Below are 15,365 nucleotides of genomic sequence, written 5' to 3' on the forward strand. Positions count from 1 at the left end.
CATGAAGTCTCCTCGTATACGACACATCATTTGGTTATTGCTGCTATGGCTCATGCCTGGCAGCTTTGTCGTTATGGGACAGAATGTAAATGGGGAGAGTACACAAAAAGCGGAAAATGTACAGGATACAATAGCTCCGCGATATTCCGTTCGCAAGACCGTGCCGGGTACACTAAAAGACCTTTCTCCCCACCCTGCCGACCTGCAATCCCCCATGAACTTACGAACCGAAGCAGAATATGATGCAAAAACAGACAGGTACTACATACGCACAAAATTAGGGAATACCGAAATCGATGTACCGATGGTACTAACTCCCGAAGAATATCTGGACTGGACATTGAAACAATCCATGCAATCTTATTACCGCCAAAAGAACGGAGAACAAATCGGCAAAGGAAAAGAGGCTTTCGACTTTATGGATATGAAGTTCAACCTTGGTCCGGCAGAGAAATTGTTTGGTCCCGGTGGGGTACAGATACGTACACAAGGTAATGCAGAACTCAGCTTTGGCATGACGTACAAAAATGTGAAGAACCCCTCACTTCCGGAAAGTCAACGCAAAACACTCGGTTTTGACTTTGACGAGAAAATCAATATCAACGTCAATGGAAAAGTAGGTGACAAGGTGAATATGAACATGAACTACAACACCGATGCTACCTTTGATTTTGACACCAAACGACTGAAACTGAAATATGAGGGAAAAGAAGATGAGATCATCAAACTGATTGAAGCCGGTAATGTGAGCATGTCCACCAATAACTCACTGATACGCGGAGCATCCGCACTGTTCGGAATTCGTACAGACCTGCAATTCGGCAAACTAAAGCTACAAGCTGTTATCAGTCAGCAAGAGAGTGAAGCCAAAACAGTGACCAGCCGCGGTGGTGCACAAACCACTACGTTCGACTTCTCCGCAGATAATTACGAAGAAAATCGTCACTTTTTTCTAGCACATTATTTCCGGGATACTTATGACAAAAACTTGGCACAGCTTCCGAATATCCTTTCGGGAGTTACAATTAACCGGATCGAAGTATGGGTAACCAATAAACGAAACAACTATGATAATCCGCGAAACATCGTAGCACTAACTGATCTTGGAGAAGCCTTTCACATAGGCAACACTACCGCCTGGAGCGGAGTGGGTAACCCGACCAACCCCAGTTCAAACGTCAACGCTCCCGCCAATAGCGCCAATAACCTCTATGCGAAAATGATTAGCAGTTATGCAGCCGCACGCGATATCAGCCAGGTAAGCAATGTCATGAGTACAATCCCCGGATCCGAACCCGGCATGGATTACGAAAAAATAGAAAGTGCCCGTCTGCTCACTTCCTCAGAATACACACTGAACAGCAAACTCGGTTACATCTCACTGAAGCAAACCCTTCAACCGGACGAAGTACTGGCAGTCGCTTTTGAATACACACTCGGTGGACGAAGTTATCAGGTAGGTGAGTTTTCTTCTGACATCAAGGAAACCGGGCAAAGTTTGTTCGTAAAATTACTGAAGAACACGGCAAACTCCCCGGACGCAGCCTGCTGGGATCTGATGATGAAGAACGTCTACAGTCTCAATGCCTACTCCGTGCAAAAAGAGAAATTCCAGTTGAATATCACTTACCAAAGCGATACAACAGGCGTATATCTACGCTATATCCCGGAAGGAAAGATTGCCAAAACACCCCTGTTGCGTGTCATGAACCTCGACCGCCTTAATAGCCAGAGCCAAACAGGTGCGGACGGTTTCTTCGACTTTGTCGAAGGATATACGGTGACAGCATCGGACGGACGTATTTACTTTCCTGTAGTAGAACCTTTCGGCAGCCACCTGCGCAAAGCCATCGGAAATGATGCACTGGCGGACAAATATGTGTTTCAGGAACTGTACGACTCCACCCGCACCGTAGCGCAACAAACAGCTGAGAAGAATAAATTTCGGCTAACAGGTGAATACCGTGCCTCCAATGCCAATGAAATACGGTTAGGAGCTATGAATATTCCACAAGGCTCAGTACGGGTGACGGCAGGCGGCATGACACTGGTAGAAAACTCGGACTATACAGTAGATTACACATTGGGAGTAGTTACCATTCTCAACCAAAGCATCATTGACGCCGGCACAGCCATCAGCGTAAATCTGGAAAGTAATACGCTCTACAGCATGCAACGCAAAACGATGATGGGCCTAAACTTCACCTACGATTTCTCACAGAACTTCTCTTTCGGAGGAAGCATCATGCACCTCAGCGAGAAACCGCTGACGAGCAAAGTGGCAATGGGTGACGAACCTCTCTCCAATACATTGTGGGGAGTGAATGCTTCATGGAAAAAAGAGAGCCAGTGGCTGACAAATATGATAGATAAGTTACCTTTTGTCACAGCAACCGCCCCCAGCAGCATCAATCTTGGTGTGGAATTCGCCCACCTCATTCCGGGACATGCCAAAGGACTGCAACAAAACGCTTCGTACATCGACGATTTCGAAAGTACACAAAATGGTATCGACCTTCGCCAACCCTCATACTGGATGCTGGCAAGCACTCCCTCTCCCCTCTTTCCCGAAGCAACTCACAGCAATGATATCAATTACGGAAAGAACCGGGCACTGCTGGCGTGGTACCATATTGACGGACTTTTCACCCGCCGTAACTCTTCATTGACACCTACACACATCAAAAACGACCTCAATCAGCTCAGCAACCACTATGTACGTGAAGTCTATGAGCAGGAACTGTTTCCGAATAAAGAAACTCCCTATCAGGAATCGGCCTCCATGAACGTGCTGAACCTGGCCTATTATCCACAGGAACGAGGGCCGTACAATCTGGATACAGACCTGAATTCCGACGGTACTCTGCAAAATCCGGAGAATCGCTGGGGAGGCATGATGCGTAAACTGGATACCAGTGATTTTGAAGCGGCAAACATTGAATACGTCACGTTTTGGTTGCTCGACCCATTTATCTACGAAGAAGGTAGCATTGAGGGAGGAACAACACGAACAGGCTCGGAAAAAGCAACACGAGCAAGCTCTTCCAAAGGCACTCTCTACATCAACCTAGGCGAAGTATCCGAAGACATCCTCAAAGATGGCAAGAAGTTCTTTGAAAACGGTCTGCCCATTGATGGAGATGCCACAAAGACCGAAGAAACTGTTTGGGGACGTGTTCCCCGCGACCGCAGTGTGGTATATGCCTTTGATAATGCAGCCGGTGCACGCCGTAGACAAGATGTCGGACTGAACGGGCTCTCTACTGAAGACGAACGCACCTTCTCCACTTATCAGAAATATCTGACAGACATACAAGGCAAAGTGGATGCCTCCACTTACGAGAAATTCTACAACGATCCGGCAGGCGACAATTATCACTATTTCCGTGGCTCCGACTATGACCGTGAAGAGCGTAGTATCCTGGAGCGTTATAAATACTATAACAATACCGAAGGCAACTCCACAGCCAATGAAGACTCTCCGGAGCGATACGATATATCCTCAAAAACCGTGCCCGATGTAGAGGATATCAATCAGGACAATACACTAAACGAGACAGAGAAGTATTTCCAATATCGCATCAATCTGACACCTGCCGACCTGAAAGTAGGGCAGAATTACATCACGGATAAACGAACCGCCAGCGTCCGCCTGCGCAACGGACAAACAGAAGAAGTAACCTGGTATCAGTTCAAAGTACCTGTACGTAGTGGTGAGGCGGTGGGAAGCATTAAAGATTTTAAATCCATCCGCTTCATGCGTATGTTCCTGACCGGATTTGAGAAACCTATCGTGCTGCGTTTTGCCACACTTGAATTAGTACGCGGCGAATGGCGTACCTATACCGACGCACTAAACAATACGCAACAAGGTGCTTCTACCACCAGTTCCGCTACATTGGATGTATCTGCCGTCAACATCGAAGAAAATGGTGACCGCACTCCGGTAAACTATGTAATGCCTCCGGGTATTTCCCGCGTCATCGATCCCGGACAACCGCAACTCCGTCAACAGAATGAACAAGCCATGAGCTTGAAGTTGGAAAAGTTGGCTCCCGGTGATGCCCGTGCCGTCTACAAAAACACCGGTATGGATATGAGACAGTACAAACGCCTGCAAATGTTTGCCCATGCCGAAGCCTTACCCGATCTCAGTACTGACCCACAGGACGGTGAGCTCTCCGTATTTATCCGCCTCGGTTCAGACTATCGTAGCAATTATTATGAATACGAAATTCCACTCACACTCACTCCCCACGGAGAGTATAATGGAAGCACTGCTGCCGGTTGCCTTGCCGTCTGGCCTAAGTCAAATAATCTGGATATCGACCTCAGTGTGCTGACCAATGCAAAAAAAGCACGCAATCGCCTGAAGAATATTTCAAATAGTGGTGTAACCTATGCCAAAGTCTATTCTGAATACGATCCGGATAAGCCTGCTAACAAAATAAGTGTAATTGGTAATCCTTCGTTGGCAGAAGTAAAGACCTTAATGATCGGAGTTCGCAATAATTCTCGTACTGTCAAGTCGGCAGAAGTCTGGGTAAACGAACTGCGTCTCACCGAATTCAATGAAGAAGGAGGTTGGGCTGCACAGGGCAATCTCAATGTGCAACTCTCTGATATAGGTAGCATCAATCTGGCCGGACACATGGAAACAGCCGGTTTCGGCGGATTGGAACAAAGTGTCAGTGAACGCCGTCTGGATGACTACTATCAATACAGCTTCACTACTACATTCGACCTTGGACGCTTCTTTCCCAAGAAAGCCAAACTGACTGCGCCCATTTATTTCTCCTACTCCAAAGAAGCCACTACGCCCAAGTATAATCCGCTGGACAAAGATATGTTGCTGGATGATGCACTTGATGCCTGCACCACCGATTGGGAACGCGACTCACTGATGAATATAGCCCGCGAAATTACTACTTACCGTAATTTCAGCCTCAGCAATGCACGGCTGGGTATCACCAGTAAGAATCCCATGCCATACGATCCGGGAAACTTTACTTTCAGCTACTCCCGTTCCCTACGTCATAATCAAGGCAGTACTACCGCCTATGAAAATGAAACAGACTGGCGTGCTGCTATGACTTATAACTACGCTCCCATATACCGTCCATGGGAACCTTTCAAAAGCATGGAGAACAAGTCTCCCTGGATGCGTTTTATTAAGGAATTCAACCTGAACTGGCTACCTCAAAGTATATCATTCAATACCGATATGACGCGCCATTACTACGAACTGCAACTTCGTGACCTGGAAGCATTGACCTCCGGAGCATCTGTGGGCAATGGAGATATCAGTATCGAAAGTATTCCAATCTCTGTAGCCAAAGAATTTCTCTGGAACCGTGACTTTGCCCTACGCTGGGACCTGACGAAAAACCTACGCTTCAATTTCACCTCTGCTACCCACGCTGAAATTGTAGAACCCTACGGTGTAGTGAATAAAGACCTTTATCCTGACGAATACACAGCCTGGAAGGATACTGTCCGCCGTAGCCTGCTCTCACTCGGCCGCCCCATCGACTTCCAGCAGACATTCAATGCCACCTATAAACTCCCATTTGATAAATTCCCCGCCACTGACTGGATCAGTGCAGATCTCCGCTTTGCTTCTTCCTATAACTGGGATCGTGGCGTGTCCTTATCCGAAGGCATAGAAATGGGAAATACTGTCAACAACCAACGAAGCATCGATGTAAATTCCCGTTTCAACCTTGAAGCGTTATATAACAAGATCCCCTATCTGAAACAAGTAAACCGTCGCTTCTCTGCCTCGTATCGTAAACCGACATCCCCCAAAGAACAGAAGCCACGTCGCTACGATAAAGAAATACAACTACGTACAGATACCACCCTCACGATACAGCACAATATGAACTCCCGTCGTCCCAAAGTCAGTGCACTTACAGTAAACGGGCGTCGTTATCCTGTAAATTATAAGGTCCTAAGTGCCAATTCCCTCCGTATCGATACAAAAGATACGGCACGCATTAAACTTACGATCATTCCCGGACCCAATCCGGAAGATGGCTGGTGGTATAAATTCGGGCAACATACCGCCCGCTTCGCTATGAGCGTGCGCAATTTCAGCTTTACGTACAAGAATACATACGCCATGACCCTTCCCGGCTTCCGTCCTGAAGTCGGTGACATGTTCGGACAAAAAAAACATGGTGGCTTCCTTGCTCCGGGAATAGACTTTGCTTTTGGTCTTACCGGAGATGGCTACATTGACCGTGCCCTACAAAACGATTGGCTTGTTTGTAACGACTCCATTGTCAGTCCGGCCAGCAGTAATGCACTGGAAGACTTACAACTACGTATTTCTCTGGAACCGATACGTGATCTCAAAATAGACCTCACTGCAAATCGTACCCGTAACCGCAGTCGCGAAATGCAATATATGTTCGCAGGCATGCCGGATACCCGCAGTGGCAATTTCTCTATGAGCATCATTTCTATCGGAAGTTCTTTCGAACGACACAGTGCCGGAGATGGCTACCGTTCCGGTACTTTCGAACGCTTCCGTCGCAACCTCGATGTTATCCGGGATCGTGTGGAAACTCAGTTCATTGGCGCACAATACCCACAAGGCAGCACCTTTGCCGGTAAGACATTCGATCCAGCCAACGGTACTATCAGCAAACATTCACCAGACGTAATGATACCTGCTTTCCTTGCCGCCTATACCGGAAGGAATGCCCGGAACTCGGCCCTCGACTTCTTCCCCAGCCTATTCTCCATGATGCCGAACTGGCGCATTACCTATACTGGACTCACCAAGATAGCCTGGTTCAAAAAGAATTTCCGCAGCGTCAATCTGAATCACGCTTACCGGAGTACATATAGTGTCGGCAGCTACAATACTTTCCAAAGTTTCATGAGCTATATGGGCGATCTTGGCTTTGTAGAAGATGTACAAACGGGAAATCCCATTCCTTCATCCCGTTTCGATATCAGCATGGTATCCATCAACGAGCAATTCTCTCCCCTCATTGGCATGGATGCTACTCTCAAAAATGGACTTACCGCCAAGGTAGAATATAAAACCAGTCGTATTCTGAATCTTAGTATGAGCGCCTGCCAACTGGTAGAAACAGCCTCACGTGACTTTGTAATCGGTTTGGGATACAAGATTGTCAACTTTAACTTATTCAGCCGCCGCAATGTAAAGGACAGTAAAAATCGTGTCAGCCATGATCTTGCTCTTCGCACCGATATATCATTCCGTAACCAGTCGGCCCTTTGCCGTGATATCCAACAAGGATTTGCCCAGGCTACCAATGGGAACAAAGCCCTTAAAATATCCTGTTCTGCAGACTACACCCTAAGTCGCCTCCTAACTTTACGTCTCTACTACGATCGCCAGCAAAATACCCCACTGATATCTTCCAGTTCGTACCCCGTTGTCAGTGCAGACTTCGGTTTCAGTATGAAATTCTCACTGACTCGGTAAATATATCCGACGGCAGGAGCACAAGTTCAAGGGAAAGCCCTATCTTTGTCCAATATAAAGTAAAACAACATGAAACAATCAAGAATTTACATGAAGCGTTGGTTAGCAGCTAACGAACGCAGTAAACAAGTTCCGACCGACACCTGGTATTTGCACTTCGCCAATCAACTACTTCTTTTGATCGATCAATCTCCATTATACTGTAAAAAATCTGAAACGGAAAGAGTAGATGCTGCCATTTCATTAGCTCTCTACTTCCAAGACAGCATAGCCCAATCAGGTGGCTGGAAAGAGTTTTCAAATGCATACTACGGACTGTATAAATCTTATCTACCTTTCTATACACTGACAGATGCATATACTCCCGATGAAATCAACGTAGAGGACCTGTCATTTATACAATGGACACTCTTCTCCCGATATGCCATTTTTGAGGAAGACGAGGTTATCGTCCAAAACCCTCATGACCCCGATTTATTGGCACTCAGCCGGGAAGCGTATGATCTAATGGATGCTTCATTCGAAGAAGCACCTATTTGTGATGAACCTTCTTCTCCTATTTGGGTGATGGGATTGGATTTATTAGAAATGCCTCAAGTGCCATTACCCGAAATTAAACCGGGAATGCAACTCAAGAAAGATGTAGAAAATTGTCTGGCATACAGTAAAGGAGAACCACTATTGTACTTCTCCGTATATGACGAGCTATGTAAATTCTTTATAGAAGAACTGAAATGGGAAAATAAAAATGAAAGCTTATTACCCGAATTAAAGAATGAAAGGAACTTCGTAATCTATGCCAACGCCAAAGGTATGCTGATTGCCCCAAATGTTTCCTATTGTTTCTGCGATCCGCATAATCCAACATACAATGCAGCAAATGCTGCTGATAGAGGATTCAAATTATTCACTTATCCGGGAGCTTGTCCCTTTGATCTTGTAAAATATGGTATGGCTAAAGGACTGTTCCCTGATCTGCAACTTCCTTTTCCCGGTGGAAAAGAAGTATTGCATGATAATTGGGACTTCATTGCACGTTACTTCTTGTGTGAATATTACGAGGGGATTTAAAGAGGTGGTAGGGTGATAGAGTGATAAGGTGGTAGGGTGATAACACAGTTTCCACATCTTATCACTCTATCACCTTATTACTCTATCATCACCTTATCACCCTCTCCCAATTCCACTATTTCTTCCTTGCACAGCGTCAATTTCTCTACCCCGTCCGTTGTTACTGCCCAAGAATTTTCGATGCCCAACGGACCAATACCCGGTAATACGATTTTCGGTTCAAGCGCAAATACCATGCCCGGCTCCAACTCCTGTTTCATACGCGGAGCAAGTACAGGGGCTTCATTAATTTCCAGACCAATACCATGACCTATAAATTTCGCTTTCTGTCCGGCTCCCATAAAGTAATCAGCAAACCCGGCTTTAGTAACCATATCGATAGCTGTATTATAAAGATCTTCGCACACAGCCCCTGGTTTTGCCTTTTCTGTTACGGCTTCCTGTATTTCCAGACAAGTTTGATGAGCAGCATAAGCTCTCTCCGGCAATTTACCAATAGAGAACACACGGCTCATATCACCCATATATCCATTGAAGTTTCCACCCATATCCACCATGAGACTCTGTCCGGGTTGCAACATTGCACCATTTGCACCGATAGGTATAGACGGATCAAGTCCTTCACCTCCTAAAGCAAAATCATAAGGTGCAGGAGCAGTAGCATTATCACCAGCCAACAGACTTCCCATAAATATCTCCATACTCTGTCCAAAAGTCCGGAAAATACCCAGGCAACCTTCCAAGCGCATCAGACGTTCTATCTCAATAGACAACTGGCGGTCTGTCATTTCCGGTTGATAAACAGAAGGAATCCGCTCGTATGCTTTCGCGTGAGCAGCACCCGACCGGCGGAACATCTCAATCTCAATATCCGTCTTTATACTGCGTGCCTTACGAATAATAGGTGTACCATTCACAACCGTCGTTTCCGGAAAGCAAGCTGCCAGACGGGTATATTCAGTATACGACAATTCATCTCCCTCCAACATTAACTTTGTGGGCAAAGGTAACCCGCACTCTTTCAACAAATCAGTCAACTGCTCCGGCTTACGGATAGGATAAATATGTTCCCCCTCAATATTATTAGGGCGTTTGATAAACAAACGTGCCGGGGCATTCAGAGGTAAATAAAGATAACCACTGACAACACGTCCATACGTATAGATTAAATTTACATTGCAAGTGATAAGAGCGGCATCAATCTCTTGTTGAGCCATCAAGACGCGTATTTTATCGCGTCTCAGTTTCAATTCAGGTTGTAACATCTCTTTGTTATTTATAATTTTGAGATGCAAAGGTAGACTAAAAAATGAAGAATGAAGAATGAAGAATGAAAAAAAGTACTGCCCTACACCTTCGCAGGCAGGGGCAGCACAAACCACAAATACAAATACAACTAAACAAAGTTTTCCTTTAAATAATTCCCTGACCCATCATAGCGTGAGCCACCTTCATGAAGCCTGCAATATTGGCACCCTTCACGTAGTTGATGTAACCGTCAGGTTCTGTCCCATATTTTACGCATTGTGCATGAATGCCGTGCATAATAGCGTGCAGTTTCTCGTCCACTTCGGCAGCACACCAACTGAGGTGCATTGCATTCTGTGACATCTCCAATCCGGAAGTAGCAACACCGCCGGCATTGACAGCCTTACCCGGAGCATACATCACCTTATGTTCAATGAACAAGTCGATAGCTTCCGGCGTACAGCCCATATTTGAAATTTCTCCTACACACATCACTTTATTTTCAATCAACTGACGGGCATCCTCACCATTCAGTTCATTTTGCGTAGCACAAGGCAATGCAATATCAGCTTTCACTTCCCAAGGACGCTTGCCGGCAACAAATGTAGAACCGGGGAATTCGTCTGCATACGGAGCCACGATATCGTTGCCCGATGCACGGAGTTCAAGCATATAATCTATCTTTTCACCACTGATACCATTCGGATCATAGATGTATCCGTCCGGTCCGGAGATAGTAACTACTTTTGCACCCAACTCAGTTGCTTTGGTAGCAGCTCCCCAAGCCACATTTCCGAAACCGGAAATAGCAACGGTCTTACCTTTGATATCAATGCCTTTAGTTTCTAACATCTGGTTCACGAAGTACAATCCACCGAAACCTGTAGCCTCAGGACGAATCAGAGAACCGCCGAATTCCAAACCCTTTCCGGTAAATGTACCGGTAAATTCACGCGTCAGCTTCTTATACATACCGAACATATAGCCCACTTCACGGCCACCTACACCGATATCACCGGCCGGCACATCCATATCCGGACCAAGATGACGCCACAGTTCCAACATGAAAGCCTGGCAGAATCTCATTATTTCACCATCGCTCTTACCACGTGGAGAGAAGTCGGAACCACCTTTACCACCACCCATAGGCAGAGTAGTCAGTGCATTTTTAAACGTCTGTTCGAATCCTAAGAATTTCAGGATAGAAAGGTTTACAGATGCATGGAAACGAATGCCGCCTTTGTACGGGCCAATGGCATTGTTGAATTGCACACGATAGCCAAGGTTGGTTTGTACATCACCTTTGTCGTCCACCCAAGTAACACGGAACGTAAAGATACGGTCGGGTTCAACCAAGCGTTCTATGATTTTAGCTTTCTCGAACTCTGGATGCTGGTTATAGATATCTTCGATGGAAAGAAGTACTTCCTTTACGGCTTGAAGATATTCAGACTCGCCGGGATGCTTTGCCTCTAAAGAGGACATAATTCGTTCGATATTCATAATATTACGTTTTAAAAGGTTTATCCTTTCGTGATTTTAAGGTTATTCGAACAAAATGTCAGCGAATAACACTGCAAATATAGGTAAACTTTTGAATTTACCTATATTTTTCAGCAATATTTTGATTAAATAATGATAAAACGTCAGATTAATTATGGATTATAATTTAAAACTTAGGGTTCATTCCCAGATTGTACATGATAAAGCCGTAAATGTCCGCCTGTTCCTCAAGCACCTTACTCATGGGCTTACCTGCACCATGTCCTGCTTTGCTATCGATACGGATAAGCGTAGGATTCGTTCCGTCATTACATTCTTGCAGGGTAGCTGCAAATTTGAATGAGTGGGCAGGAACCACACGGTCATCATGATCGGCTGTAGTTACCATCGTTGCAGGATACTTGGTACCGGGTTTCAGATTGTGCAGTGGAGAGTATCCTTTCAGGTACTCAAACATTTCCTTACTATCTGCACTTGTGCCGTAATCGCTTGCCCAGTTCCAGCCGATAGTGAACTTATGATAACGCAACATATCCATTACTCCTACCTGCGGAATAGCTACACGGAACAGGTCGGGACGTTGTGTCATACAGGCTCCTACCAGCAAACCACCATTGGAACCGCCTACTATGGCAATCTTATCTTTATTAGTATATTTATTATCGATAAGATATTCGGCAGCCGAAATAAAATCATCAAATACATTTTGCTTCTGCATCTTGGTACCTGCTATGTGCCAGTCTTCACCATACTCGCCACCCCCACGCAGGTTAACCTGTGCATAGATACCTCCATTTTCCAGGAACGGAATACGTGATGTAGAGAAGCCCGGATTAAGGCTGATATTGAAGCCACCGTAACCATAAAGGAATACGGGATTCTTGCCGTCCTTCTTAAGATCTTTCTTATAAGTCAGGAACATCGGTATCTTTGTTCCGTCTTTGCTGGGATAAAACACTTGTTCCGTCACAAACTCGTCAGAATTGAAATCGACCTTCGGAGCACGGAAAAGCTCGTAGGTATTCGCATCCATATCATATTTATAAGTAGCACCGGGAATAGTAAATGAAGTAAATCCGAAGAAACATTCTTTATCATCCTTATCTCCCGTGAAACCTACAGAGCCAAGTGAAGGCAATTCTATTTCCAGTATTTCCTTACCATCCATCCCATATACATAAGCATGGTTGGCTGCATCCTTATCATAGGTCAGGAACAGTTTTCCACCTATCACTCCAGCATTCGAAAGTACATTCTCACTCTCCGGAACCAGTTCGGTCCAATCTTTCAGGGCAGGCTTATTGATATCTGCTATCATAAGACGGTACTTAGGTGCATCGTAGTTCGTAAACATATAAATCTTATCTCCTATCACTTCCATCGGAGCATAGTTATAATCCATATCCGTAGCCATTGTCACAAACGGAGCATTCGGTTTACGCAGATCTTTCATATACAAAGCATTTCCGCGCCCGTCACCGCTCTCATACAGGAACAGGACAGTCTCATCCTCATTTACACTGGCAGTATAAAAACGCTTGGGATGTGCCGGATTCTGATAAACCAGCTGATCCTGCGACTGCGGCGTACCCATCTTATGATAATAAATCTTATGATTCTCGTTTACGTTAGAAAATTCCTTTCCTTTCACCGGGGCGTCATAAGCGCTGTAATAGAATCCGTCTCCTTGCCAGGCAGCCCCTGTAAACTTCGCCCATTCGATGTGATCATCCAGCAGTTTACCGGTTTCCGTATCCATCACATAGATTTCACGCCAATCCGATCCACTGCGTGATATGGTATATGCTGTATATTTTCCATTATTCGAGAAAGAGATACCCGATAAGGCTACTGTACCATCGTCCGAGAGTTTGTTAGGATCGAGGAATACACGTGGTTCACCGTCCAAGCTATCCTGTACATACAGTACGCTCTGGTTCTGCAAACCATCATTCTTATAGAAATAATACTTGCCGTGTTTCTTGAATGGTGTACCAATCTTTTCATAATTAGCCACATCCGTCAGTCGCTTCAGCAGAGCATCACGGAAAGGTATCTTAGACAAATAGTCGTTTGTTACTTTGTTCTGAGCTTCCACCCATGCAGCAGTTGCAGCGGAAGTGTCATTCTCCAGCCAACGATACGGGTCGGGTACTTCTGTTCCAAAATAGACATCTACAGTATCCACCTTCGCGGTTTCAGGATACGTAAGCTTTTGTTGTTGTGCACATGACATCATGATGATACCGGTTGCGAATAAAGTTACTTTTTTCATATTATACATATAAGAGTGTACAAGTTAGTTTAGGCGTAAAATTATAAAAACAACTGATAATAAACAAGGATTTGCAGTATAATTATGCAGGGAAAATGAAATACCTGTCATGCAAGAACAGTGATAACCATTTAAGAAAAATACATTATATCTGAATAAGCATTAATAATTAGACCTTTGGATACCTCAAAATAACAATGATATGAAAAAGATGGAACAGAATACTCTCTTTTTTGTCGTACATAATATAGATTTCTATAAATTGAGAAAAAACTATGGCAACTGTAAAAGTAAAATTAAGAAAATCATCGGTGGAAGGAAAAGCCGGCAGTATCTATTATCAGCTATGCCACAAGCAGAGCAGCAGACAAATAACCACCCGGATGCATGTACCTTCCCAATGGTGGGATGCAAAAAAAGGAACATTTATAAATGAAGCGGACAACAGCGGAATGTCAGCCCGCTACCAACGTCAAATAGAGAAAGACTTGCAGTGCATCCGCCGGATTCTATGCGAATGGGACGGAGCCGGAAAAGACTACACTTTGGCGGATGTCATTGCCAGCTTTCATACTTGGAATGAAAAAGGAGACACCATACTGTCCTGTTTGGCTGCTTTGACCGATGAGTTAAAAAATGACGGACAATGGGGAAATACCCGTAACCTGCAACGGGCAATGAACAGTTTCTCCGGTTTCCTGAGAGGCGTGGATATTCCCCTCAATCAAGTGGACGAAAGGCTTATCATAGAGTACGAGCAATGGCTCCGATCACGAAAAGTAAGCAGAAATAGCAGTTCTTTTTATATGCGGACTTTGCGCTCTGCCTATAATAAGGTGATAAGCACGAGGCGGCTGGAACAGACATATCCCTTTCAGAGCGTTTATACAGGCGTGGAACGCACCCGTAAACGTGCTGTACATGAGGATATCATGGTTCGTTTGCAAAAATTGGATCTGACACGTTCTGCTCCGCTTGCCTTTTCGCGCGATTTGTTTATTTTCAGCTATTGTACCCGTGGAATGGCCTTCGTAGATATTGCCTATCTGAAGAAAGAAAACATCAGCGGAGGAATGCTTAGCTATGTCCGCCATAAGACAGGACAACGCCTCACCGTACGCATAGAACCTCCTATCGGGGAGATCATCAAACACTATGAGCCATACGTCCGCAATAGTCCTTATCTTTTTCCTATCATCACCTCCAATGATCCGGAAGAAGCATACCGGCAATATCAAACTGCGTTGGGCTACCATAACCGGAAGTTAAAAAAACTGGGAAAGTTGACAGGAGAGAATCTACGCCTCTCTTCCTATACCGCAAGACATAGCTGGGCAACCGTGGCACGCAACCACAACGTCCCGTTATCCATCATTAGTGCAGGCATGGGACACACTTCTGAAAAAACCACGCTTATATATTTGGAATCTGTAGAAAATTCACTGATAGATAAAGCGAATGAAGGAATCTTGAAGGCTTTATGTTGTAACGTTTCTAAGTAAGAAACCTTAAAATTACTGCGCAAAGATATAATAAATAAAAGAATAAAACAACATAATACAAAAAATAATTATTTATACTTACATTTAGAAAACACTATAAAATATTGATTTTAAACATAATAGATACTTATTTATAGATAGAAATGAATAGATATTCAAAATAAATATGAAATAGAATTCAATAAATATATTCTTAAAAAATAATCAAAACCTAGTGGAAAATCCAGTGTAAGCTGCCCCCTAAAACTAAGCGATTCTGCCCCCTTGTGCTAAAATAATCCTACCCCCTTGATTCCAATAT

The 15,365-nt window shown here is 44.6% G+C and carries 6 protein-coding genes; 3 read left to right on the top strand and 3 right to left on the bottom strand.

What is annotated here, in order from left to right; all coding sequences use genetic code 11:
- Nucleotide 1 precedes the first annotated feature (1 nt).
- Both sprA and DW182_RS20660 read left to right on the top strand, forming a co-directional pair.
- Nucleotides 2-7,465, top strand: coding sequence for a cell surface protein SprA (sprA, locus tag DW182_RS20655; RefSeq protein WP_118296676.1), 7,464 nt, complete (start codon nucleotides 2-4; stop codon nucleotides 7,463-7,465).
- A gap of 69 nt (nucleotides 7,466-7,534) precedes the next feature.
- Nucleotides 7,535-8,536, top strand: a complete 1,002-nt coding sequence (locus DW182_RS20660; RefSeq protein WP_118296677.1) for a DUF3843 family protein — start codon at nucleotides 7,535-7,537, stop codon at nucleotides 8,534-8,536.
- 77 nt (nucleotides 8,537-8,613) lie between these two features.
- On the opposite strand, the gene DW182_RS20665 is transcribed toward DW182_RS20660, so the two are convergent.
- The 3 genes from DW182_RS20665 to DW182_RS20675 form a co-directional block, all read right to left on the bottom strand.
- A complete protein-coding gene (locus DW182_RS20665) occupies nucleotides 8,614-9,801 on the bottom strand; it encodes a Xaa-Pro peptidase family protein (protein WP_118296678.1) in 1,188 nt (395 codons plus the stop codon).
- Between the two features lie 148 nt (nucleotides 9,802-9,949).
- Nucleotides 9,950-11,287 (bottom strand): NADP-specific glutamate dehydrogenase, encoded by a 1,338-nt coding sequence (gene gdhA, locus DW182_RS20670; protein ID WP_118296679.1) that lies wholly within the window; start codon nucleotides 11,285-11,287, stop codon nucleotides 9,950-9,952.
- 166 nt (nucleotides 11,288-11,453) lie between these two features.
- Nucleotides 11,454-13,562, bottom strand: coding sequence for a prolyl oligopeptidase family protein (locus DW182_RS20675; RefSeq protein ID WP_118296683.1), 2,109 nt, complete (start codon nucleotides 13,560-13,562; stop codon nucleotides 11,454-11,456).
- Between the two features lie 275 nt (nucleotides 13,563-13,837).
- Here DW182_RS20675 and DW182_RS20680 point away from each other — a divergent pair, with 275 nt between their 5' ends.
- Entirely contained in the window at nucleotides 13,838-15,064 is a 1,227-nt protein-coding gene (locus DW182_RS20680; protein WP_118296680.1) for a site-specific integrase, read from the top strand.
- Nucleotides 15,065-15,365 lie beyond the last annotated feature (301 nt).

The sequence above is a fragment of the Bacteroides sp. AM16-24 genome (assembly GCF_003471885.1).
GTDB lineage: Bacteria > Bacteroidota > Bacteroidia > Bacteroidales > Bacteroidaceae > Bacteroides.